This is a genomic window from Enterococcus sp. DIV0183, assembly GCF_050541505.1.
Lineage (GTDB): Bacteria > Bacillota > Bacilli > Lactobacillales > Enterococcaceae > Enterococcus > Enterococcus faecalis.
Window position 1 is genome coordinate 2,655,283 of record NZ_CP172932.1, and the last position, 23,943, is coordinate 2,679,225.

Genomic DNA, 23,943 nt, shown 5'->3' on the forward strand with positions numbered 1-23,943 from the left:
ACAGAAGCAACCCCTGTCCCGACCTCTCTTTTGGAAGGACGATGAATCATGCGCTTGGAGACCTACCAACACTTAGTTGATATTTTAGAAACCAGCAACACCCCGATGAGCACACAAGAAATTGCCACAAAAATTCAATTAAGCCGCTCGGTAACCAGCTTATACTTAAATAAATTATTGGAAAAAGGTGAAGTCCAACAAACGGGAAAAAAACCCGTTTATTGGCAATTAACCCGTGCAACAACCCCCACGACCGATGTTTTTCGACAATACATCGGTAGCCAAGGCAGCGCCAAAAAAGCCATCGAACAATGCAAAGCCGCTATGTTGTATCCCCCATTGGGTATGCCTTTATTAATCCATGGAGCCAGTGGCGTCGGCAAAAGCTTTTTGGCAAAGCTGATTTATGAGTATCTGAAAAATGAACAAATCATTGGCCTGGAAAAATTCTACACCTTTAACTGTGCCGATTATGCCAACAATCCCGAATTACTGTCATCCATTCTCTTCGGCCATACCAAAGGCGCATTTACTGGAGCTGAATCAGAAAAGCAAGGACTCTTGGCCCAAGCCAATAATTCCGTACTCTTTTTAGATGAAGTACATCGATTATCCAACGAAAACCAAGAAAAACTCTTTCAGTTTATGGATACAGGAACCTTCCGCCCTATTGGTGAAGAAGGAAAAATGGTGCATTCCAAGGTCCGGCTACTATTTGCGACCACCGAAAACCCGAAAAAAGTCTTATTACCAACCTTTTATCGCCGAATTTCCGTAATCGTCTCACTTCCGAACTTCAAAGAGCGCCCCATTCGAGAACGGATTGCGATTTTAAAAAACTTATTCCACCGAGAAGCGAAACGAATGACCAAAGACATCAACGTGGACGAAGAAATCTTTACGGCATTATTAGAAAATGACGAACCTGGCAACGTGGGAAGTTTATCCAACAAAGTGCAGCTCCTTTGCGCGTCGCAATTACGAAAAACTTTGCCCAATCAACCCGTCGTCATTGGCGATGCGACTCAACCAATGATTGCGATTCCTTTAGACAAAGAAGTGTTAGAAGAAGACACACTTTCTTCCGATATTTTCGCAACATTTGAAGCCTTATTTACAAAAGAAAAAACACTGGCCCACTTAAAAACTGAACTGACACAATTCATTAAATATTGTTTAGACGATGAAATAACCTTAGAAAATGATTACTTTTTACAAAACCTAGTCACGGAAGTCCAAACCAAAAACAAACTAATTATTAACCAACCTGAACAAACTGAAAAACCGATGAAAGATGTTGCTAAATTGCTGAAAATTTTACCGCCAACATTTAACGAAACAATGCTCCTTCCAGTCCAAGCACAGTTAAAAGAACACTATCCGCGAACGGTTTCCCTCGTGAAAAACTTAGTCAGTCCGCTGCCAGAAGAATACCGTTTCTTGACAGAGGTACTCTTATCTGTATTACTCAGCGGGGAAATTTCTGAAACGATTCCTTACCAAGCGCTCCTCGTGGCGCATGGTGAATCGACTGCCACAAGTATTCAAGCCGTTGCCAACAAATTATGTGGTACCTATATTTTTGATGCGATTAACATGCCCTTAACCTCTTCGGTCAGAGATATCGTCGCCGAAGTTAAAGAGTGGCTTTCTCAGCGGGACACATCACAAGGCGTCATTATGCTCGTCGATATGGGTTCCCTGACACAACTTTATAAAAGTTTGAAACCGCAAATTCTTGGAGAACTCTTGGTGATCAACAACCTGACCACTGCCTATGCGTTGGAAATTGGTCATCAATTAATGAACGAACAACTTTTCTATGGTATTGCTAAAACCGCTGAAAAAAAATTTAAAACCGATGTACAGTACTTTGAAGGCTTTTCAGTGGAAAAAAATATCATTGTCTCTAGTATTTCAGGTCTGGATATTGCCAAGCAAATCAAACAAATCTGTCAAAAATACCTGTATACTGACATTAAAGTCATTACCTTAAAATACAAAGATTTGGTAAACACGTTAGACATTGCCAACGCCGAAGAAAATTATTTAAAAGAAACCTCGCTCATTTTGACGACGTCCTACTTAGACAATCATACGAATGTTGCTAGCGTGAATCTCTTAGACATGTTAGACGAAGATGCAGGAACCCAGTTGATGGAACCTTTCCAAAACTTGATGCATCCCAATAACATTGATAGCATGATTAACGAATTTGTTCACTTCTTCTCGAAAGAAGGCTTGTCAGAAAAACTAGAATTTCTAAATCCTGACGTCATTATTAAACAAGTCGAAAACGTTACAAAAAACATTGAAAAACGCTTCGACCTCACACTCAGCGGCAAAATGAAATTTAACTTAATGATGCACAACGCGCTCATGGTAGAACGGACAATGCTCGGCGTTGAAGACTATGAAATCCCTGCTAACCTAGAGGAACTAACCATTAACCAAAAACCATTTTTCCAAAATGCTAAAAACATTTTCTATACCCTAGAACAGTTTTATCGAATAGAGATTTCCAACTGGGAACTCTATGTGATTTATGAAATTTTGTCTTCTCGGTGATTGAGGGAGATGGGAAAGAGCTTGGGCCGTAAGTTATTTCGACTTATGGCCCAAGCTCTCTTTACTAAAGGATCTCAATAGATATCCTTTTTATTTTTCTTCACTAACAGCAAATCACCGATTCAAACTTTCTCCATTTGTAGAAATAACCTCTTTATACCAATGAAATGAATCTTTTTTACTTCTTTCAAGCGTTCCATTCCCTGCATCATCACTATCCACGTAAATAACACCATACCGTTTAGACATTTCAATGGTTCCACATGAAATGATATCGATGATTCCCCACATAGTATAGCCTAAAAGCTCTACACCATCAGCAATTGCTTCACTCATTTGTTGTAAATGCTTTTCTAAATAGTCAATCCGATAAGAATCATGAATTGCGCCATCCTCTTCTACTTGATCATAAGCACCTAACCCATTTTCAGCAATAAACAGCGGCAATTGATAGCGATCATACATCTCGTTTAGAGAAATTCTCAAACCAATTGGATCAATTTGCCATCCCCAGTCACTTGTTTCTAAGTAAGGATTTTTCATCCCACTTAGTAAGTTTCCGCTGGTAATTTCATAATCAGGACTGACACTAGTTATCATTGACATATAGTACGAAAATGATAGGAAGTTTACTTTATTCTCTGCTAATAATTCTAAATCTCCAGGAGCGACTTCTATCGTAATTCCTAACTCATCAAACATTCGCTTTGTATAGCTAGGATATTTCCCTCGTGCTAAAACATCCGTATAAAAATAATTCTTATAGTTCTCATCCAAAATGCTTTGCATTACATCTTCTGGCTTACAGGTCGCAGGATATGTTGTAAATCGTGCAATCATTCCACCAATCATTGGTTCGCCTAATATTTCTTTTGCAGCTTTAATTGCTCTTGCATTTGCCACGAACTGATTATGTCCTGCTTGAAAAATACTTTGGTTATAGTTTTCTTCTTGATCTTCAATAACGGCACACCCATTGTACGGATTAAATCTATTACAGTTAATTTCATTAAAAGGTAGCCAATAGTCCACTAAATCACCTAAACGCTCAAACAATGTACGTGCATAGACTTCAAAAAAATCAATAGTCTTTCTACTTTTCCAACCACCATATTTGGTCACTAAATTAACTGGAATCCCATAGTGAAGCATTGTAGCAAAGACTTTCATTCCTCTTTTTTGGCATTCAGTAAATAGATCAACATAAAATTGTATTCCTGCTTCATTAGGTCTCTCGTCATCCCCATTTGGATAAATGCGCGACCAATCAATGGATGTTCGGAAAATATTCATCCCCATTTCTTCAAACAACGCTAAATCCTCTTTATATCTATGATAAAAATCAATTCCTCTTCTAAAGGGATAATTGCGATCGCCTTCTGCAACTAGTGCTTGCTCGAAACGCTCACTGGTCATATTAATATCTCTGTTTCGATTCCGTTCTTCACGGTTCCAGTTAGGGTCAAAGTAACGCATTGATTGTGTATCCACACCTTTGCCATCTTCTAAATAACCACCATCTGCTTGACCACTCGAAATAGCCCCGCCCCATAAAAAATCCTTTGAAAATGTGTAAGTCATTTTACTTTTCCTCCAATTCATTACGTAAATACTGGTCCTTATAAACTAGACCACTCGTTATAATAAAAGCTAAAATAAAACTAGCCACTGCACAGACAATTGCAAAAATAAAATTCCATTGATTCGTTGGATCAATAAAAATAGGCAATGTCGTAATTCCTGTTGGCGCAAAAGTCATTCGCTTAACATTCAGAAAACCCGCAAGTAAACCACTTATTGCACCAGCAATAATCACTGCTAAAAACGGTTTTTTATATTTTAAATTCACGCCATACAAAGCTGGTTCGGTAATTCCTAACAGTGCAGTAAATCCTGAAGAAAAAGCCAACCCTCGTACTTTCTGACTCTTTGCAAAGCGACCTACAGCAATTGCTGCGCCTGCTTGAGCAAAATTAGAAACTAAAAACCCAATTCCTAACATATCAAATCCATTGGAACTGATAGATTGTAAAACGAGAGGAATTGTTACCGCATAATGCATGCCAGTCATAATGAAGACTGGCGATAACGCACCAAAAATAAATGGTAGCACCCAAACAGCATAATTTTGAACTAAATTTAAGACAATTCCTAATCCTTGTCCAACCCAACTTCCTAATGGACCAATAATTCCCAAAGCTAAAGGAATCATAATAAAAAATGTCACTAATGGCCGCAAGAAAAACTTTACTGACTCAGGACAAAAACGTTCGACATAACGATCCACATAGGAAGCTACCCATATAATTAAGATAATTGGAATCACAGTTGAACTATAATTAGCTAACGTAATTGGTAAAAAGCCAAACATCTTTAATGGTTTACCTTCACTTACCAATGAAACAAAGGTCGGATGTAGCAGTAGCATACCTATAATTGTTCCTAAATAAGGATTCAAACGAAACTTTATTGAGGCAGAATAAGCGACTAAAACAGGCATAAAATAAAAAGCAGTATCGCCAGCAAATGTCAAAATTTGATAAGTACCACCTGCAGGATCAATTAAATGGAACAAATCTAAAAGCACCAGTACTGTTTTTATCATTGCTGCAGCGGTGATTGCAGGTAACAGCGGTGTAAAAATACCTGTAATTGTATCTAATACTTGTGGAATAATCCCTTTTTTTGATGGTTTACTTGGCTCGGCCATTTCTTGATGACTCAGATCACTTTCAGACTCAGTTGACAGCAACTGAGTAAAGTGTGCATAAACAGTTCCGACACTTTGACCAATAATTATTTGATATTGTCCTCCGGTAACAATACTGCCCATTACGCCGTCTAAATCATTTATAGACTCTTGCTGTATTTTCTCTTCATCATTTAACGTTAAACGCAAGCGAGTTGCACAATGAGTAACACTTTTCACATTTTTGGCTCCGCCTATGTTTGACAAAATGCTTTGACATAATTTTTGAACATCCATCAATAACCCTCCTATTCAACTTGTATTTCAATACTTGTACAAATATCAATCACTAGTTATACTTGAATTATACAATTATAAAAAACGCTTTCAATAATCGTTTTCCAGAACATTTATAACAAAAGGTAAGGTGATAAAATTGTTAAATCAACTCCCATCAGACTTATTTCTGTTAACCCACAGCGAACACCATTATTTAGAGGATCCCAATTATCATAGCCCTATTTATGAACAACTAGACAAAATTCTTTTGCATGATCAAGAAGTCTATCAGTTTCAATTACCAAATTTAAAACAAAACCTTATTGAAATTAGAAGAGATTCGCGATTCACAGATGTACCATTACATGTACATACTAATTTAAATCTTAATTATGTCTATTCTGGAAGCTGTCATTATCAAGTAAACGGAACCGAGGTATTACTAAAAGAAGGAGATTTATGCATTGTTGATCGGCATGTTCTTCGCTCAAAAGGCAGACTAAGTGAAAAAGATATTGTCTTTAATATTAGTCTAAGCAATGACTTTTTTTCACGAGCATTTATTATGGGCTTAGGTGAAACAAGCATTTTAAGTACTTTTTTATTTTCAGCAATTACTGAAAATAACCACCATGACGGCTATATGATTTTTCAGAATAACCATAAGAATACAATTGCTTTTCTCAATCAACTAATTTGTGAATATTTCCAAAATGATACTTTTAGTAAACATGCGATAGAAGCACTCTTTTCATTAATTTTTATTCAGCTTATCCGTGATTATCAGAAAAATTCCACAAAGAAAGTTGCCCCTATTAGCAATAAAACCAGCCATATGTTAGAAATTATCGATTATATAGAAAAAAATGCTCGCACCTGTACATTAAAGGAAACCGCATTATTATTTAATTACCATCCAAAATATTTATCTCAGTTAATCAAGCAGACTTTCAATAAAACCTTTAAAGAAATTCAAACAGAACAAAGGATGAAAAATGCGATACAATTATTGCGTTATTCAGAATTATCAATCGCTGAAATCTCTCAAAATGTTGGTATTTCAAACGTAAGCCAATTTTATAAAAATTTTTCAGCTCTCTATACACTCTCTCCTAATGAATATAGAAAAACATTGACGAAACACTGAAATACTCACTTACTCCATTAATGGTATAAAAAAACACTTTCTATCAACAGAAAGTGTTTCAATAAATATTTCGTTTAGGCAGCGCCATTTCCTGTAGTGTAAACGAACAGGACAGTGAACAGGATGGATACGCCAACCATTATTAATTTTTTCGTTTTGTTGGGGTCCTCTTGAAGTAGCCATTTAATCAACAGACTGCCTCTAATCCGTTGACTTGCCTTCTCTTTTTCAGTCGCTGACTTTGTATAACGCCAACCACAAAAGTGCCAACGAAGTAAATTGGCGTACCAAGCTCGATAGTTATTAGATAGAAAACCACCACAGATGAACAAAGCTCCTAATAAAATATCCAAATACAACCAAACAATAAATGTTAACGGAATATCGATTAATGAATAATTCTTCACTTCAATCACTTGATCTTTCAAACCAAATTGATGAATAATCCGTTCTTGGTATTCAGAATCCGTCTCCGCTTCTTCTTTTCCCCCAACAACTTTTATGGCTGACTCGACGCCCATACCTTTTATAAAAGCTTGTTTGGAATGACAATACTTACATTCCACCACTTGATCAGCGGTATCATACCATCTAAACGCATTCGCCCCACAACTTTGACAAACCACACTACTCATTTTTTGCCTCCGATATTTGTTATTTTTTATGGTTATGTTTCATTACTTAATAATACCATTTTTTGGAGAGGGTTGGGTTAGAGAGATTGATAAAAAAGACACTTTCTCATTGCGAGAAAGTGTCTTGAAACATTGTAATTGATTGGTAAGCGAACACGTTCGCAACGACTCCAAGTAATTAACGTTTTGAGAACTGTGAAGCTTTACGGGCTTTTTTAAGACCTGGTTAGCCCAACCATTTTTCCAAACAGCTTCACAATGCTTTAATAGCAACGATTTAGAGAGACTGAAACATGAAAAATTTTATTGACTTTCATTTTATTTGAGAGTAGTGGTGTCAATTTTTTGCGAGCCGATTCGATACTATAAAATACATATACCTATATTATGGACAATAAATAAAGGTCTCTCATATATGACTGATGAGTCTCTGTAAATCAGAGTTTCCCAATAGATTAAAGTACTTGATTCTGATAAAAAGCTCCTCAAAAAATTTACTAATTTCTAACAGTAGTATGTTTATAGGCTTTTGTTATCGATTGAATAATTAGCCATTACCAATATAGCTTCAGATTTTTCAACAGTAGCAATCCGTTTTGTTGGTTCATTTTTATTAATTCGTCCACTGTTCAATTCAATATTCTGTAAATCAAAAGCGTCGACGTATTCCTCAAAATTCATCCAAAATTCTTGAACATCATTTGCGATATTTTGAACATAATCATATAGATCACTGTCTGAATCAATAAACTCAATGCGCTTTGCTAACTCCTGAACTTCTTTACCAGATAAACCAAAAGCTTCAATTTTTGATTTAATTGTTCCCCTTAGTTTGGGATTTTTAATACTATCTATAATATTAGATGCAGCTTTCTTAGAGGTTTTATCGGCTATACCATCAAAATTATCTCTTGTTTTTTGATTATCAGCATTGATTTTTTCAATATGCCGCTCTAAAACCTGTTGGAATTTTTGACGATAATCACGTATTTTTACCTCGGCTTTAGCTTGACTATATTCCTGTGTTGAATAAACACTCACTGCTTTTGATTCATTCAATCGTCGCTCTGCATCAGAAATCGTGCATTCTTTAATTTTATCCATATCAATAATAATTGTTTCATTACTGATGTCCTCACCATTAACATCACGATAAATCATTTTTAAAACAACGATAGCATTACCAATATTTTTTGAAAAACTGATATCATCATAAATTGGATCAAGAACTCGATGAACTCCTTGTTGAACAGTATCGTACATTCGTTTATTCGCCATATCATAATCAGCAGAATGAGAGTCAGCAGATAAACCAACATTCATGATTTGTTTTGATTCGTTATCCAATACCATTTTTTCCGTGGCTTTGGAAGCTTTCGTAGCATTTTTCTCTTTCAGTAAAGCTTCAGCATATTCTCGATACTCAGGCAGAACAAAATCATCAAATTCAGTATCACTATAAATACCTTTCATCTTTTCCCCTAAGCGCTGTGTCATTTTCAAAATTGATTCAATTGCTGAATAAGTTGGGAAAGTGTAGATATCAATCTGTTCTACTTGACCATACTCACGAGGACGATCGATTCGACCGATTCGCTGTTCTAGTTGCATTGGATTGTATGGCACATCCAAATTCATTAAAACAGTCGCATCTTGCAGATTTTGCCCTGTAGAAATCGTGTCTGTTCCAAGCAAAATATTGATTTCGTTTTCTGAATTAAATAATTCTGTCTGCAATTTTGATTTTGGTGAAAAACGATTTAAAATAGCATTCTTAGAGTAGTGATCCATGCCAATTTTATTATCATCAGGATTACCAGTTACTACACCGATGTTCTCTTGGTCAAATTTTTTCGATTCTTTGATCTTATCAGCGTAATACAGAATTGTATCGCGGAATTGGCTTACTAAAATGACTTTATGACCTTTTTCTCGCTCAATGATTAAACTTTGTAAAACCGTTTCAAATTTTTCATCTTTACGTAAAAAATTCTTTTCAACTTCATCAATCATGCTTTGCAAAACAGCCAAATCCTTAACTGCATAAGCTTTTAGCGTATTAAAAACTCTCTTAGAAGATTTAACTGTCAAACTTTCTATTTGACCAGTAATTCGCTCGATATATTTTCGACGATTTCGATTTGATTTTTCTTGAAATTCACGAAATTGATTTGGCAGTTGATCTTCGTCTTCTTCATTCTTAATGTTCAACAACAATCCCAAATTATTTGAAAAATATTCATCTACCTTATAAGCATGGGATAGATAATTTTTCAATCGATCTAAGTACTTGCCGGATGTTTCAATTGCGTCAAAATCCTTAACAAACTGCTGAGTCTTAGTTTGAATCGCCTTCAAAGAATTTACGAAAGACAGCCAACTAGAATCAGCACGTTTTAATAGCATTAATTTCAATCTGCCTGGCGTCAATTCATTATTACTATCTTGAACAAAGAAACGTAGTGTATCCATATATGGGAAATGTAGATTATCGATTCTTTCAAAGTTATTGCTGAAAATTTGTTCTTTCACCGGCTCGAAGGGAACTTCAATCGTTGGAAAAAAACGTTCAGCAAAAGTAACAGATTCGCCACCGTATGTTTTCCTTGTCCGCTGCAAGAATAAATCTTCCCAAAATTCAGCAAAGGCTTTATTATCATTTGCCAACGCTTTAACTGCTTTTCCACGTGCTCCGAAAGCAAAATAAGTACGATAAGCACGATCAAGTGGGATATGATCTACTTCTAGAAATAGTGAACCGATATTAATCACATCTTCACGCTTGTTGTTCCAAGGTGTCGCCGTCAACATGATTCCTTTCATATTATGAGCCGAATGCGAAAAGATGTATTCCGCATGACGATATGCTGCAGTAGTTCTATTTTTAAATCCTTGATGCCCCTCATCAATTACAATCATTTGATAAGTTGCAGCAATCAGATCCAACTCAGCTGGTTTCATTAGAGCAAATGTTTCCCGATTGATGAATTTAAAATTACTGTAGTCAACATCTACAGCATCTAAATCCGCTTGCCATTGTTCATGTAATTTTTTATCTGCAATAATGATCACTTTTAAATGAGGATTAATTTTTTTCTCTAAGCGGATTACGCCAGCTGTTGTTCGTGTCTTACCTAACCCTACACCATCGGCTAATGTTGCAGTACCAAACTGCATCAGCTTGTTCTGAATTTTTAAAATGCCTTCACGTTGATGCGGATATAAAGTTTCCCAAATTTTATCGTCATCTAATTGAGCATATGGACGAGCAAACATATTCGCAAAATCATAATAAGTTTCAGAAACTGATTTATAGCGTTTAGATTGCTGTATATCTGGATAGATTTGTTTGATTGTCTTGATTAGTTCATCTGAAAAAACATCGACTTCATCTGAGAACCAAATCGATTTGAACCACTCATGCAAAGCATTAAAACTATCAGCGGAATAGACATTTAATTCGGTATTGCCTTGTAAACCATTTCTAGAAAAGTTTGAAGAACCAACTAACGATTCACCAGAGTAGTCATTTTCTTTACCATAAAACATATAACTCTTCGCATGGAAATAATTTGCTTTACCAGTATAAACTTTGACTTCAATCCGCTTTTGTTCCAGCCAATCAATAAATTTCATCAAAAACAGCTGATCCTCTTCGTTCAAATACCGAATTTCGTCTTGAAACTGATTTTTATAGTCATTTTTCAGTTCATCATCATTCAGTTCACTGATATAAAAACCAGCTTGAACAGTATTTTTGGTCAGTTCATTTGTCTCATTTCCCATCAAAATGCTCATGTGACCATCACGTACTTCCATAAACTCAGTGAAAGTATCTTTGATTAGTAGCAAGCCGGATATATAAAAATATCCGACTGCTAAATCAAACCGATCAACTTTATTTTGGCTGAGTAAATGATTGACCGCAATTTCCATGGAAACCTTGCGATTATCTACTACTCGATTTTTGTATATCTCGTAGAGCGCTTCGTTTTTTTCTGTCACGATGCTTCACCTACTTTCAGGCGGTCATATACTTCGATAATGCGTTGAGCTTCTTCTTGGACGGCTTGCTTATGATTAGCTGATTCAAAAGTTCTAAGCAAATTAATTAATTCGTCACGATTTAAATCGAATCCAATCGCTATACGAGCATTTAGTTCTGCCACTAGTTGATTGTAATTTTTCCTTTTGAATTTGGTACCTAAAACCAATGAATCCAGTTCTTCAAATCCGTTATCATTCAACATCAACAATTCTTTTGTAATCTGAATCAAATCATCTTCATATACGAATTGGCCATGCGGAGGTATCGGTAGCTGTTTTAAAAATGTTTGGCTGACGTGTTTATCAATTAATTTACGCATAACAAAATCCAAAACATATGAATTAAGCATTGCTAAGTAAAATAATCTTGCCAATAAAGTCGTTTCATTTGCATTGATCTGCATAAATAAACTATTAGCAGCTACTGCTTTACGAGGAAATATTGTGGCAATTATCGTCCTTCTATTAGTAGAACTGCTGATATCGCGGTAACCAATCCGATATTCGTTCAAGTCGTCTCCTAGTTTCTTGTATGCATCAACTTGAGTAACACCTTCTTTGGGAGCTGCAACTAAACGAAACTGCCCTATAAGTTTTCCTTCATAAAGCGGAACATCACCTAATTGATACTCCTTAAAATACTTAGTATCATTTGTTCGATGAAAATCATTAGACATCTTGAATAATCTTGTTTCTCCCAAAGAAGGATACTTCAATTTAATCTTTTGATACAAGTCTAATTCAACTTGACTTCTTGGTGTAATTAGGTTGTATTTTTCAGGTTCCGAATCAATAACTAAAGAAAGCGGATAATCAAGTTTTATTTCTTCCTTTTGTAAATCACTTAGAAATTTTTTAGAAAAGAAAGCCTTAAAACTATGCCAATCGCGTTTCCCATTCTTTATTGTAAGGATCGCAAATTTATAGCTTCTATGAACGACAGGGAATATTCCTTTTGAATTTTCAAATGATAAGAATTCAAAAACTTGCATCTCATCAAATATTAAGTGTCTTAATCCTGTAGAACCTAAATCTGTCATCAAATTTTCTGGCATTAAAATCGATAGTATAGATTTACTATTTATAAGTTGAGAAAAGCGCTCCATAGCAATTTTATACAAGTTTAAATCAGATCCTGTACTTCTTCCCTCTACTTTCCATGATTGATAACAATAATTTTTTATATTTCTAAAATATTTTGAGCCTTTTTTGATTCGATTGTTCATTTCATTCCATTTCTGTTCAATTTCTGGGAATTGATTAAATAATTTTTTTTGAATAGCTTCTTTTGCTTTCTTATTATTCACAGCCAAATAGCTTTTATCGTATTTATAAAAAAATTCATCCGAGTTCGGTTTCCATATTTCCCAAGGTGGATTTCCAATTATACAATCAAACCCAGCATTCTCTTTCAACTTGCCATTTTCACCAAAGAATACTTCAATCAAATTAATCTCCAAAGCCTCCACATTCAAAAAGTGTGTCTCACCATTCAAAATTGGCTGTACGTATTGCAGCAAAGTCCGCTGAAGCTCTTGTCGTTTGTTTTCAAAATTTTGTGATTGCTCACGTTTCAGCTTCAAAAGTGTTTTGATTTCCTTCTGATAGTTCGCATAGATCTTTTCACGCTCATAAAACGGTACAGAGTTCATCAAAGAGTTTTGATGGATCAAAGTATTACCGATTAATTCAGGTAGTTTTTGGTCAATAGGACGATGTTGCAACGATGAAAGCATTAGAGTCAGTGAAGAAATTAAAATTGCTTTATAGTCGATATCAACGCCATAGACCATATTGTGCAGAATATATTTTTCCCAAGCAAAAGTGCCCTCGTCACCAGCTTGCATCATCGGATATTTTCCTCTAATCGTATCAGTTACTTTTAATCCAACAAGTGCATCATGCTTATCAGCCAGCTGTCTAAAAGCACCACGTAAGAATGAGCCCCCACCAGCCGTCAGATCTGCCGTTTTCATGTCAAACATATGATCCAAGGTTTTGATAACTTCAGATTCATTATCTTCTTTGATAGCTTCTTTGACAGCTGCGATGCGGTTTTGAAACTCAACTTCAACGGTCTGCTGTACCATGTACTGGACGAATTTTTCGTCAGTATAGTAAGCTCCTTTATTCTTCTGTTCTTGCAAATCTTCACCATAGAACACAATTGGCTTACCATCTTCAATTTTTATTTGGACATTTTGCGACATGGAATTTTCGTATTGTTTTTCCAACGCTTCCGGTGGCACATCTTCAAAGCGGAAAGAATAATTTTCACTCGATGTATCGATCCAAAACTTCGCCCACATTTCAGCATCATGTTCAACAATTAAGTTTTCAATCCTTGTTGTTACTTCACCAATTGACGAAGCAAACAAATCGCCACCATAAACTGTTTGAAATTGTCGGGTTGCTTTATCATGTAGTTCAATCAGACGTTTTTTGCTATCATCTTTCATTTTGATTTTACTAGTAACATTATATTCATCTTCATCAAATAAGCTAATTTCAACATAATCATCGTATTTCTCAATTACGCTTTTCTTTTTGTTCAGCTTATTGATTGCCGATTCAGTCGAGTTAGTCAAATTGGAATAAATCTCAACCGTTTCTTTGATTGCTTCATCTAACGTACCTCGCCCAACACCTAAGGCAATACCACTTAATTCAAAAGGATGTACTTCATCTTTACCATAATAAGCTTCGATAAAACGTCTCATCAACTGCCGCAAAATTATCGTATCAACCACATTTGACAAGACTGCTGTATAGGACTCATCTTCTACCAACTGTGTTAAAGCATTTTTAATAATATATGCTCGAGCATTATCAGAAACCAATGGAGATAGTTCGTTTTTATAAGGTTTAGATGTGATTAACTCTGATAATTTTTTTCGATACAAAGCTACCATCATCAAGAAGTGATTCGTTAGTTCACGTTTGAATACATCTTTCAACCCGTGAATAACATACTCACCCCAAAAAGCATCTTGTTCAACTGTGATAGAACTATTTTTCAGCATATTGAAATTGTCTAGATATAAGACTTTCTCGATTGTTTCTTCATTAAGATCCAACCGTTCATCACGATTGCCGTTTCTCAGCCGAAATAATACAATTCTTTTTTGTCCGACAAATCCGGCAATTTCCGCATCAAACGATCCACCAAAACTCACTGCAAGTTCCTCTACTCGTTTATGCAACTTCCGAATATCCATTGTTTTTGTCTCTAGAGTCAAGTCAGATACAGTTTTTAAAGCCAATACCGCGCTTGTTTTATCTGGGATTTTATCAGTAAATAACATACGCCATTCACTTTCTGGTTCGTTTGGATTACGTCCTACCGAGTAACCCAAGTAATCGGCAACTATCTGTATTGATTGCTCATCTGCGGTCAAACTTTTTAACATATCCTCGATTTCCATTTTTAGTTTGCTCCTCTGCTCCTATTCGTTCAAATAACTTTCAAATTTTATTTTCTGGATTACCTATCTTTATAGCTGGCTATTCCCAGGTCAGATTTCTTACCACATCCTATGGTCAACCTTGAAGAACTTAATATTGAGTCGAATTGTAACTTCCTCCTGAGGCAGCCCTATCCGTTGTCGGGTTAGCCTCGATTGATTTCCTAGCGACATATCATCAATCCCTAATTTAAATTAATTATACTTTTCAAACCAATCCTCAAGCTGATCAGCACTAATTTTATTGGACAGATTAATTAACGCTGGTCTTAACGTCTGAATCGTTTCTACCAACTCTTCCCCACCAAACAATCCTGTAAATGGCCTATCTGTCAACTCTTCAGATAAATGATTGATTAATTCGCTGGTTTTTTGTTGATCTCCCAAGATATTAATTAGTTTCCCCACTAAATACCGATCTTCAAAATTACTATCCGCAAAAAAATCGTACTTATCGATTTCTCGCTTAACCATTTTAATCATATCATCTTTCTTTTCATAATTGTACTCGCCGGCTACATCCAGGTATTCGATGATACGACTCGTAATAACAGTGACTGCCTCCTCTTTTTTCTGTTTAGATAATTCATCAATAATCGATAATTTTTTTATCTGATTACGTACCATTTTTTGAATTTCTTCTTTAATGACTTCTTGTTGCAGTTCATAAAAATAATCATCCATAAACTCTTCACATGGATAACCAACTTCATTTTCCCAGGCAGAATTTTTAAACTTCCCAGTGTAAAATTCTTCTTTGATTGCTTTCACAACTTCTGGATGTTCTTGCACAATCCTATCCTGCCCTTTTAACTGCAAGTAGTCCGTAATATATTCTTCAATATCACCAAAGTAAAACCAGCCTACCGGTTTCCCACTGATACTAGACAATTGGTTAATGACACTTTCAGGGGCTAGCGCATAGCCTTGAACATAGGAGCTGATTGTTGGTTTCTTTATCCCCAAGCGATTCCCCAACTCCGTAAAGGACAAATTCATACTCTCTTTGATTTCCTTAATTCGTTGTCCTACCTTCACTTTATCAGGTTGTAATAAACCAAACATAGATTACTTCCTCCTTGTCATTTTTCTCCATTATACCACTCGTATAAAATTCCGTATATACCTTTCATTAAAACTCTTGACCTCGTATAAACAAGCGTATAAAACATAAATTGTAGATGGCCGTCTATATTTTTTTAAACTTATCGTATAAAATATCGTATATCAAAAAAAGGAGGGCTATTATGCCAATTAAAATCAACGATCTCACTTTACCAAAAGAAAAACTTGAAAAAGAATACCAAGTTGTCAATGTCACTCGCTGGCAAAAGGATGGCGATATTCTAGGTTGGAGTTATGAATGTATACTACCAAAACTTCGCTACGAAAAAATCAGTGTCAAAGTCAAATCTGAAAATCCCGTAATTACCCCGGAAGAACTTACTCAACAAGGTTTGGCCATAGTTACATTTACCAATTTGGTGATTGCACCTTGGGGACGATCAAACGGTCAATTCGTCAGTTATGGCTTATCGGCCACGGCAGATGTAGCAACTTTGATTCCGAAAAAACAAGGTAACACTGCACAAAACTAATTTTCTATGGATTTGTTGGGTGGTTAGGACGAAACGGCGGGGCAGCGCCATAGAGCCGCTTCTGTCCGTTAAGACCACTCAAATAAATCCATAGGCTGGAAGGACTGCTTTGCAGGACTTCCCTTTAACTTGATTTATAGAACACTATCTGGCGAAAAGCCAAATGTTTTACCCTCGTTCTTTGATAACTGAATAATCAGTAAGAACACTCAATTTCTGTAGTAGGAGTGATTGCGATTGCCGTATGGATACAATCAAAAAATCATTGAAACTCCTGCGTACATTGAAATTTGGGAATACGAACAACTCATACGAGTGAAAAGAAAAACGAATACGGATGAAAAGAAAGAAAAACCTGATTGGCTAAAAAGTACAAAACAAACATTTGATAATTTAAATGCACAAGGACAATATGATAGCTTAAAACGAAAACAAAAACATTACAAAAATCAACGCTTTGTCGTTGCTCGACTGATTGATACGAACTTTGATGACCAAACGAAATTTCTAACCCTAACCTTTAAAGAGAATATAACCGATATAACCCACACAAATAGTGAGTTCAAAAAATTTATGAAACGATTAAACTACCATTTATATAAGACAAAGAAATCCCAAATTAAATATTTAGCTACGTGGGAGAAACAAAAACGTGGCGCTATTCATTATCACGTTGTTTTATTTAGCTTTCCCTATCTATCCCATAAAGAACTAACAGCAATCTGGGGGCATGGACTAATCAAAATCAACAAAATTGATGTGGATAGCGCTGAAAATAGAGGTCGGTATGTCAGCAAATATTTCGATAAGGATTTAGAGCTAAAGGAACATAAGAAAAAAGCTTTCTTTAAATCTCAGAATCTAAAGCAACCGATCGAGATAAAAAATCTAACAAACCAGCCTTATGAGGTAAAAGACCAAGAAGTCTTATTTACCAACACCTATGTAAGTAAACAACCTATCTTCTTTCAATCATGGGATGAGCAAGGTATTCCAAACAAGGAAATAGGCTTTGAAGAACAAAATATTCGTTACACAAAAATCAAAAAAAATGGAGGAAATCATAAATGAACGAACTCACTATTTTACTGTCCGACGCTCAAAAACAAGGGTTACAGGAAACCATACACCAGTTATTAAAGACTGAAATTACACACTTTGAAGATGAGTTAGGATTAAACAAGCGTTACATCAAAAAGTGTCAATTGTGCCAATATCTTAATCTGTCCAACAATACCATTGATAAATTAATTACAGAAGGACTACCCAAAATTAACATTAGCGGTGTGGTCCTTTACGATAAATTAGAAATTGATAGCTGGTTAAAAAATTATGTTCAACCAGCTTAAACCATGCTACACTCAAAAAATAGTGTTCTCATATTCTGATGTGCAAAAGAAAGTGAGAAGATAACATGGCTATACAGGAAATGGATAATGGAAAATACAAAGTTAATGTCTACATGGGAGCAGGCTTTTCAAGGTTTGTTTCCTATGCAGATACTAAAAATGAAGCTTTAATTATGGAACAGGAAGCAAAACTTCAAAAACTAAAAGGAGAAGTGAAAAAGAAAAAAGGTGATTACACTTTTGAAGAAGTTTATAAAATTTGGTGGCAGAAAAAATATATCGTAACTAAGCACCATGAACAAAGTACACTCGATCGGACAGAAAGCATTTTCCGTCTTCACATCCTTCCATATCTAGGAACTAAAAAAATAAAAGCTGTTTCTTTCGATATCCTAGAAAGCATTCAAATCCTATGGGCTTTTGGTGATAAAGAGAAAAAAATTAAGCCTTATACTAATTTCAAATTTTGTGTCTCTTACACAAAGCAAGTAATGAAATATGCGTTACTAAAAGGATATATTTCTAGCAATCCTTACGATCTACTTGAAATGCCTGTAAATGAAGCTCTTAAACGGAAAAAGGAAAATAAAAGACAACAAAAATATTATTCTGTTGAAACTGTTCAACAATCACTAGAACTAATGAAAAAGGAACACGGCTTCCAAAATTACGTTCTGTTAGCCTTGACCTACTATCTCGGTGCAACAAAAGGAGAAATTTATCCTCTTGTGTGGGCTGACATCGACTTCAAGAAACAGCTAATCTCTTTATCTCACAAGTTAGTAAAGAATCCAGAAACTAAGCGATATGAGCGTGTGAGAGGCATGAAAAATGGCTATCGTTTTCGTGACGTTCCGATTAATGAAACCATCGTAAATTTATTGAGGGAATGGAAACAAAAACAGGCTGTTGAGTTAAAACAATTGAATATCAAACAAACGCAACAGCAATTTTTATTCACTTATGTAAATCAAAAGGGTGACGTTAATCAACCGCTTCACACAGATTGGTTAAACAACAAATTGAATCAGTTAGAGAAAAAATATAGCCTTCCGCATATCATTCCTCATGGTTTAAGACATACTTTTGTATCAGATTTACTAAATCAAGGAATCGATGGCTTAATTATCAAATCTCTCGTGGGTCATGCAGAAACTTCAAATATGATTCGAGACGTTTACGGACACACGAACGACCAGACAAAAATAGACACGCTTAAACTCTTAGAAGAATACAGAAATGCCAATCAAAATGAATAGCTGGTTACGAGGTACGAAAAAAGTCGTCACCAAACTCGTTACCAAACAAAAAAAGACACTCTCCAAATGAATGGAAAGTGCCCTGAAATCCTTGATATAAAAAGGATTAACGTTTTGAGAACTGTGAAGCTTTACGGGCTTTTTTAAGACCTGGTTTTTTACGTTCAACCATACGTGCATCACGAGTAAGTAACCCAGCGCGTTTTAAAGCAGAACGGAAGTCAGGATCTACTTGTAACAATGCACGAGCGATTCCGTGACGGATAGCTCCTGATTGTCCAGCATAGCCACCACCGTTTACGTTTACGATTACATCGTAAGCGCCTTTTGTTTCAGTTACGCCAAATGGTTGGTTGATAACTTCACGCAAGTCAGCATGTGGAATATATTCTTCTACGTCTTTTTTGTTTACAGTAATTTTACCAGTACCTGGTACTAAGCGTACGCGGGCAACTGCATTTTTACGACGGCCTGTGCCGCTATATTGTACTTGTGCCAATGAATTTCCCTCCTTAAATTAAGTTCGTGATATCTAATACTTCTGGTTGTTGTGCAGCATGTGGATGCTCAGCTCCACCGTATACGTTCAATTTAGTAAATTGTTTACGTCCTAAAGTGTTTTTAGGTAGCATACCTTTTACAGAAGTTTCGATAAGACGGCGAGAGTTTTTGTCGCGTAATTCACCAGCTGTCACTGATTTTAATCCTCCAGGATACATTGAGTGACGGTAGTAAATTTTGTCTGTAGCTTTTTTACCTGTTAATTTTACTTTATCAGCGTTAATTACGATTACGAAATCTCCAGTATCCACATGTGGTGTGAATGTTGGTTTATTTTTACCACGTAGTACAGAAGCAACAACTGCTGATAGACGTCCTAAAGGAACATCTGTTGCATCTACTACGTACCATTTACGTTCTACTTCGCCAGCTTTGGCCATATATGTTGTACGCACGTTTCTTTCCTCCAATTTTGTTTTCGATGTTTGACATACACTTGAGTTTCCGGGGCTCATTGTGGGGCAAACAATACCATTTAATATTTTACCTTCAATCACTGATAAAGTCAATGTTTTTCTGCGCTTTCAGAAAATAGATTTTCACTTATTTTTTTGTGCCTTTTAAACAGAAAAAAACCGCCAACGTCAACGTCAGCGGCTTTGGGAGTTGTTTTAAATTATGCGTCAATACCAGGCGCTTTGCCAAGTTTGGCTTGTAACATCCAAATATTTTTTTCGATGTCTGTTTTGTTTGCGATGAAAATGTCTTGTGTGCAGTCGTCGCCTTCTTCACCAGAAACTTCGATTCCTTTTGCGTAAAGGTCTGCTAAGTAACGGTAGCCTGCTACTAATTTTTCCATACGTTCTGGAATAGTGCGGTCCCAGTTACCAATTTCATCTTCAATTTTTGTATTTTCTGCGAATTCACGCAATGTTGAGAATGGAGAGCCGTCCAATGTGATTAAACGTTCTGAAACAACATCTAATTGCTCATTGATTTGATCCATGTATTCATCCATTTGTGGGTGAAGTGTTAAAAATTCAGGTCCACGCATATACCAATGTGTTTGATGAATTACCACGGAAAATTGGCTTAAATCTGCAACGAGTTGGTTCAAAATTTCTTTTGTTTTTTCAAATTTCATTCTTTGTCATCCTCCTAAATATTATTTCTACACTCTTAGTGTAATATGAATTGTGAAAAAAGTACACTGAAAACCTTTCTTTTTTAAAATTATTATCAAATTATAATAATTACAATTAAGAATCTAATTAATTTCCTGAAATCGCTGTTTTTTCATCCGCAGTGACGACTTTTTGTTCCGCTTGAGTGAGGATCGTGTCGAGTGCCTCTGTCAACTGGTCAGTATCTTCTTTTCCTGTGACGAAAGCTAAAAAAAACTGATTCAGTCTCAGTTGCTCCACTGCCGGCAAGTACCATTGTCCTTCTACTTGCTTAACCGTTAATGGCAGTTCAACTGGCTCATGGCTGACATTGATTTGTTGGATTTCTTTTTTTAAAACGGCTAACGTGTGCTGCATGTCTAGCGCTTGTGTCGCCTGTTGCGTTTGCTGAAGAAGAGCAGTGGTTGTATCTTCAATCGCCGTCACAAAATCTAAGCCCTTAATCTGAAAAGTGATTGTCGCTTGCCCATTCAATTCTTTCGTGGCTACTAGTTGATATGACGCTTTTTTCTTCACTTGAGCCAGTAATTCTGCGCTAAGCTTCTGGGCTTCAGTCTCGGTGACTTCAGCGTTCATTTCTTTTAAGCTATTGAAAAATTGCTTCTGGAACTGTTGACGGCTCATCTGCAAATGCTCCGCTAAGACTTTCGGTTCACGAAAAGTTTGAGAGAATGTCTCTGGCTTTTCTTGATAAATAAAGTAATCTACCAACTGTTGCGCTGCTTTTTCGCCGGAACGAGACGGTGCACTGCAGCTTGCTAACGCCCCAATGAATAACAGAAATAGTGGTAGTAGCTGTTTCTTCATTCCTCATCCTCATTTCCTCAAGTCTTCGTCTCTCTTCTAGTTAAGCAACTTCTCAGCCATTTGTCAAAGCTATTTACTATCAATTATTTGCGGAATTCTGCTAATTTTTGATAACTTTGTGCTAAAATTTGTTGGGTTTCTTGAAAAACAGGATACAGTTCTTGATAAACTAGCAATTGATCCGCTCGTGGCGTGACCGTTTCATGAATCAGCACCTGTTGCGCCGCTGCTTGTAAATTTGGTAACTGACCTAAGCCTTGCCAACCTAGCAAAACAGCGCCTAATGCCGAAGCTTCGGTGCTATCAGTGAACGATAACGTTTCTCCCAGCACATCAGCCATGATTTGACGGAACACAGGGGAATCAGCAAAGCCGCCTGTCGCCCGAATCTCCTGAACGGGTCCAACGAGTTGTTTCAAATCCTCTAAAATAGTTTTTAAATTGAAACAGATTCCTTCCACCACCGCTCGAGCTAAATGTCCGGCGTGGTGATTTTTGCGCAAGCCAATAAAACTTGCGCTCGCCTCTGCATTCCACAGCGGTGCTCGTTCACCTAGCAAATAAGGATGAAACAGTAAGCCATTTGCCCCAGCTGGCACGGTTGCAATTTTGGCCATAATTGGGTCATAGAGATTGGTCCCGTTTTGGATAGCTTGCTGACGTTCTTCTGCAAAAATCGTTTGGCTCGCCCAATCTAACGCAACTGCACCATTACTACTTGCGCCACCAATCACCCAGTGCTGTTCATCTAGAGCAAAACAAAACGTTTCACCTTGCGGATGCAAAAAAGGTTCTTCGACAATATACCGAAGTGCGCCGCTCGTACCAACGGTCAAAGTCGCTACACCCATTCCTAGCGCTCCCAAACCTAAATTAGACAACGGGCCATCCGCACCACCAAGAACTAAAACCGTTTCCTCCTCAACACCAAGCATCTCTTGCCAAGAAGGCGCTAACGCTGGAAAAATGAACGTTGACGGGGCAACTTTTGGCAACTGTTCCTCCTCAATAGATAAATACGCCAAAATCGACGATTCCCATTGCCGCGTGTGAATATTAAATAAACCCATCCCCGAAGCACTACTATAATCTGTCCAGTATTCGCCAAAGAAACGGTAAAAAATGTAGTCCTTAATCCCAATAAACTTGGCCGCGCTCTGCGCAACGGCTGGCTGATTTTCCTGCAGCCAGCGAATCTTGTACAATGGCGCCATTGGATGAACTGGCATGCCTGTCAATTGATAAAACAATTGGGCCGCTGGCGTTTCTTTTAACGCTTCCGCATAATCAGATGCTCGTGTGTCAGCCCAAGTAATCACTTGGGTCAATGGGCGTCCTTGCGCATCCATGGCAATTAAGCCATGCATCGCTGAAGCAAAAGAAATGAGCCCAATTGGTTGATTCTTCACTTGTTGTGTGACGGTTCGAATACAGTTCACCACAGCTTGGAACAGCGTTTCTGGGTCTTGCTCCGCCATTCCTTCAGTCTCTTGAATTAATGGATAACGCACATAGCTAGAAGCTACGACTGTGCCATTGGGTTGAAAAGCCACTGCTTTGGCTTGCGTAGTGCCAACGTCGACACCAATCGCTAATTTTTCCATTTGATTCCCTCATTTCTTGTTTCTTTTATTATTCCTAACAAAAAAAGATTTGTCTAGTCAAACGAAAAAGTTTAAAAAAAGCGTAGTTTATTTTTAAGGAGGTAACCTATGTTTTTCTTGAGTCTCTTTTTGATTGGTGCCTGTTTCGGTTCTTTTTTATGCTTAGTGGCGGAGCGCTTACCAATAGGGCGTTCTTTGTGGTGTCCCCCTTCCCACTGTCAAGGTTGCCACCAGCCTCTACAACTCTATGAATTAATTCCAGTTGTTTCGATTTTGCTGCAGCGCTTTCGTTGTCGAAAGTGTCAACAGCCAGTAGCTAAGAGTTATCTTTTAGCAGAACTTGTCATGGGCGGGTTAACCGCAAGCTGTTTTTCAGCTGGCCTGACGATTGATGCTTTGATTCTCTGGTGGTGGCTGACGAGTGCTTTCACATTATCTTTGATTGATTACTGGTATTTAGTGGTTGAACCGAAGATTCTTTATCCTAGTTTTTTTGTGCTTTGCTTACTGAAAGTGGCGGGTCAGCATTCGTTTTACTTACTGACTGGTCTTTTTTGTTTTTGTTTTTTCCAAGCCGTCTTACATTATTTTCCGGAAGCCATGGGGCGAGGGGATCTTTTGTTACTGGGTTTGTGGGGCTGTTTTTTACAGGTACCTCAGTTGCTGATGCTACTATTTTTTGCCAGTAGTTATGGCCTAATCTATGGCTACAGCTGTAAATTTTTGGGGTATCCAGTTGAACAGACACTTCCCTTTGTCCCCTTTTTAAGTTTGGGCTTACTCACAATCAGTTGGTTATAGCAAATAAAAAA

General features: G+C 36.8%; 18 protein-coding genes. 7 read left to right on the forward strand and 11 right to left on the reverse strand.

Going from position 1 to position 23,943, the window contains the following annotated elements; all coding sequences use genetic code 11:
• Positions 1-48 precede the first annotated feature (48 nt).
• The gene (locus IGK72_RS12845) at positions 49-2,568 is read left to right on the forward strand and encodes a sigma 54-interacting transcriptional regulator (RefSeq protein ID WP_033627001.1); all 2,520 of its coding nucleotides are present in this window, start codon (positions 49-51) and stop codon (positions 2,566-2,568) included.
• Between the two features lie 114 nt (positions 2,569-2,682).
• Here the strand turns inward: IGK72_RS12845 and IGK72_RS12850 are convergent, their stop codons facing one another.
• Together IGK72_RS12850 and IGK72_RS12855 are read right to left on the reverse strand one after the other, a co-directional pair.
• A complete protein-coding gene (locus IGK72_RS12850; protein WP_023895436.1) occupies positions 2,683-4,149 on the reverse strand; it encodes a family 1 glycosylhydrolase in 1,467 nt (488 codons plus the stop codon).
• Between the two features lies 1 nt (position 4,150).
• The gene (locus IGK72_RS12855) at positions 4,151-5,554 is read right to left on the reverse strand and encodes a PTS transporter subunit EIIC (RefSeq protein ID WP_010819094.1); all 1,404 of its coding nucleotides are present in this window, start codon (positions 5,552-5,554) and stop codon (positions 4,151-4,153) included.
• Between the two features lie 130 nt (positions 5,555-5,684).
• Between IGK72_RS12855 and IGK72_RS12860 the strand changes: the two genes are divergently transcribed.
• Positions 5,685-6,683, forward strand: a complete 999-nt coding sequence (locus IGK72_RS12860; RefSeq protein ID WP_002396794.1) for an AraC family transcriptional regulator — start codon at positions 5,685-5,687, stop codon at positions 6,681-6,683.
• Positions 6,684-6,757: 74 nt separating this feature from the next.
• Here the strand turns inward: IGK72_RS12860 and IGK72_RS12865 are convergent, their stop codons facing one another.
• The 4 genes from IGK72_RS12865 to IGK72_RS12880 all read right to left on the reverse strand — a co-directional run bounded on the left by IGK72_RS12865 (position 6,758) and on the right by IGK72_RS12880 (position 15,894).
• A complete protein-coding gene (locus tag IGK72_RS12865; RefSeq protein ID WP_023895437.1) occupies positions 6,758-7,318 on the reverse strand; it encodes a hypothetical protein in 561 nt (186 codons plus the stop codon).
• 519 nt (positions 7,319-7,837) lie between these two features.
• The gene (locus IGK72_RS12870; protein ID WP_023895438.1) at positions 7,838-11,323 is read right to left on the reverse strand and encodes a helicase-related protein; all 3,486 of its coding nucleotides are present in this window, start codon (positions 11,321-11,323) and stop codon (positions 7,838-7,840) included.
• On the reverse strand, positions 11,320-14,790 hold the full coding sequence (locus IGK72_RS12875; RefSeq protein WP_430608828.1) for an Eco57I restriction-modification methylase domain-containing protein: 3,471 nt from the start codon (positions 14,788-14,790) through the stop codon (positions 11,320-11,322). Before IGK72_RS12875 ends, IGK72_RS12870 begins: the two co-directional genes overlap by 4 nt.
• Before the next feature lie 234 nt (positions 14,791-15,024).
• Positions 15,025-15,894 (reverse strand): helix-turn-helix domain-containing protein, encoded by an 870-nt coding sequence (locus IGK72_RS12880; protein WP_430608830.1) that lies wholly within the window; start codon positions 15,892-15,894, stop codon positions 15,025-15,027.
• 182 nt (positions 15,895-16,076) lie between these two features.
• On the opposite strand from IGK72_RS12880, the gene IGK72_RS12885 reads away from it, so the two are divergent.
• The 4 genes from IGK72_RS12885 (at position 16,077) to IGK72_RS12900 (ending at position 19,035) form a co-directional block, all read left to right on the forward strand.
• A complete protein-coding gene (locus tag IGK72_RS12885) occupies positions 16,077-16,427 on the forward strand; it encodes a hypothetical protein (RefSeq protein ID WP_023895442.1) in 351 nt (116 codons plus the stop codon).
• 315 nt (positions 16,428-16,742) lie between these two features.
• The gene (locus IGK72_RS12890) at positions 16,743-17,498 is read left to right on the forward strand and encodes a rolling circle replication-associated protein (protein WP_430608831.1); all 756 of its coding nucleotides are present in this window, start codon (positions 16,743-16,745) and stop codon (positions 17,496-17,498) included.
• Positions 17,495-17,776: a helix-turn-helix domain-containing protein gene (locus IGK72_RS12895; RefSeq protein ID WP_010713680.1), complete on the forward strand. Its 282-nt coding sequence runs from the start codon at positions 17,495-17,497 to the stop codon at positions 17,774-17,776. Before IGK72_RS12890 ends, IGK72_RS12895 begins: the two co-directional genes overlap by 4 nt.
• Before the next feature lie 65 nt (positions 17,777-17,841).
• Positions 17,842-19,035, forward strand: coding sequence for a tyrosine-type recombinase/integrase (locus IGK72_RS12900; RefSeq protein ID WP_010713679.1), 1,194 nt, complete (start codon positions 17,842-17,844; stop codon positions 19,033-19,035).
• Between the two features lie 106 nt (positions 19,036-19,141).
• Here the strand turns inward: IGK72_RS12900 and rpsI are convergent, their stop codons facing one another.
• The 5 genes from rpsI to IGK72_RS12925 all read right to left on the reverse strand — a co-directional run bounded on the left by rpsI (position 19,142) and on the right by IGK72_RS12925 (position 23,131).
• Positions 19,142-19,534, reverse strand: a complete 393-nt coding sequence (rpsI, locus tag IGK72_RS12905) for a 30S ribosomal protein S9 (RefSeq protein WP_002354786.1) — start codon at positions 19,532-19,534, stop codon at positions 19,142-19,144.
• Between the two features lie 13 nt (positions 19,535-19,547).
• Entirely contained in the window at positions 19,548-19,976 is a 429-nt protein-coding gene (gene rplM, locus IGK72_RS12910) for a 50S ribosomal protein L13 (protein ID WP_048670019.1), read from the reverse strand.
• A gap of 236 nt (positions 19,977-20,212) precedes the next feature.
• Positions 20,213-20,680, reverse strand: coding sequence for a Dps family protein (locus tag IGK72_RS12915; protein WP_002354782.1), 468 nt, complete (start codon positions 20,678-20,680; stop codon positions 20,213-20,215).
• A 127-nt stretch (positions 20,681-20,807) separates the two neighbouring features.
• Positions 20,808-21,527, reverse strand: a complete 720-nt coding sequence (locus IGK72_RS12920; protein WP_033627002.1) for a DUF5105 domain-containing protein — start codon at positions 21,525-21,527, stop codon at positions 20,808-20,810.
• Between the two features lie 83 nt (positions 21,528-21,610).
• Positions 21,611-23,131, reverse strand: a complete 1,521-nt coding sequence (locus IGK72_RS12925; RefSeq protein ID WP_033627003.1) for a gluconokinase — start codon at positions 23,129-23,131, stop codon at positions 21,611-21,613.
• Positions 23,132-23,239: 108 nt separating this feature from the next.
• On the opposite strand from IGK72_RS12925, the gene IGK72_RS12930 reads away from it, so the two are divergent.
• Positions 23,240-23,932 (forward strand): prepilin peptidase, encoded by a 693-nt coding sequence (locus IGK72_RS12930; RefSeq protein WP_023895679.1) that lies wholly within the window; start codon positions 23,240-23,242, stop codon positions 23,930-23,932.
• The last annotated feature ends 11 nt before the right edge of the window (positions 23,933-23,943 follow it).

Bases quoted from the DNA above. Each gene is read 5' to 3' on its own strand.
- IGK72_RS12930 (WP_023895679.1), top strand. From the start codon at position 23,240: ATGTTTTTCTTGAGTCTCTTTTTGATTGGTGCCTGTTTCGGTTCTTTT.
- IGK72_RS12880 (WP_430608830.1), bottom strand. From the start codon at position 15,894: ATGTTTGGTTTATTACAACCTGATAAAGTGAAGGTAGGACAACGAATT.
- IGK72_RS12850 (WP_023895436.1), bottom strand. From the start codon at position 4,149: ATGACTTACACATTTTCAAAGGATTTTTTATGGGGCGGGGCTATTTCG.
- IGK72_RS12845 (WP_033627001.1), top strand. From the start codon at position 49: ATGCGCTTGGAGACCTACCAACACTTAGTTGATATTTTAGAAACCAGC.
- IGK72_RS12865 (WP_023895437.1), bottom strand. From the start codon at position 7,318: ATGAGTAGTGTGGTTTGTCAAAGTTGTGGGGCGAATGCGTTTAGATGG.
- rplM (WP_048670019.1), bottom strand. From the start codon at position 19,976: ATGGCCAAAGCTGGCGAAGTAGAACGTAAATGGTACGTAGTAGATGCA.
- IGK72_RS12920 (WP_033627002.1), bottom strand. From the start codon at position 21,527: ATGAAGAAACAGCTACTACCACTATTTCTGTTATTCATTGGGGCGTTA.
- IGK72_RS12925 (WP_033627003.1), bottom strand. From the start codon at position 23,131: ATGGAAAAATTAGCGATTGGTGTCGACGTTGGCACTACGCAAGCCAAA.
- IGK72_RS12875 (WP_430608828.1), bottom strand. From the start codon at position 14,790: ATGGAAATCGAGGATATGTTAAAAAGTTTGACCGCAGATGAGCAATCA.
- IGK72_RS12915 (WP_002354782.1), bottom strand. From the start codon at position 20,680: ATGAAATTTGAAAAAACAAAAGAAATTTTGAACCAACTCGTTGCAGAT.
- IGK72_RS12895 (WP_010713680.1), top strand. From the start codon at position 17,495: ATGAACGAACTCACTATTTTACTGTCCGACGCTCAAAAACAAGGGTTA.
- IGK72_RS12900 (WP_010713679.1), top strand. From the start codon at position 17,842: ATGGCTATACAGGAAATGGATAATGGAAAATACAAAGTTAATGTCTAC.
- IGK72_RS12855 (WP_010819094.1), bottom strand. From the start codon at position 5,554: ATGGATGTTCAAAAATTATGTCAAAGCATTTTGTCAAACATAGGCGGA.
- IGK72_RS12885 (WP_023895442.1), top strand. From the start codon at position 16,077: ATGCCAATTAAAATCAACGATCTCACTTTACCAAAAGAAAAACTTGAA.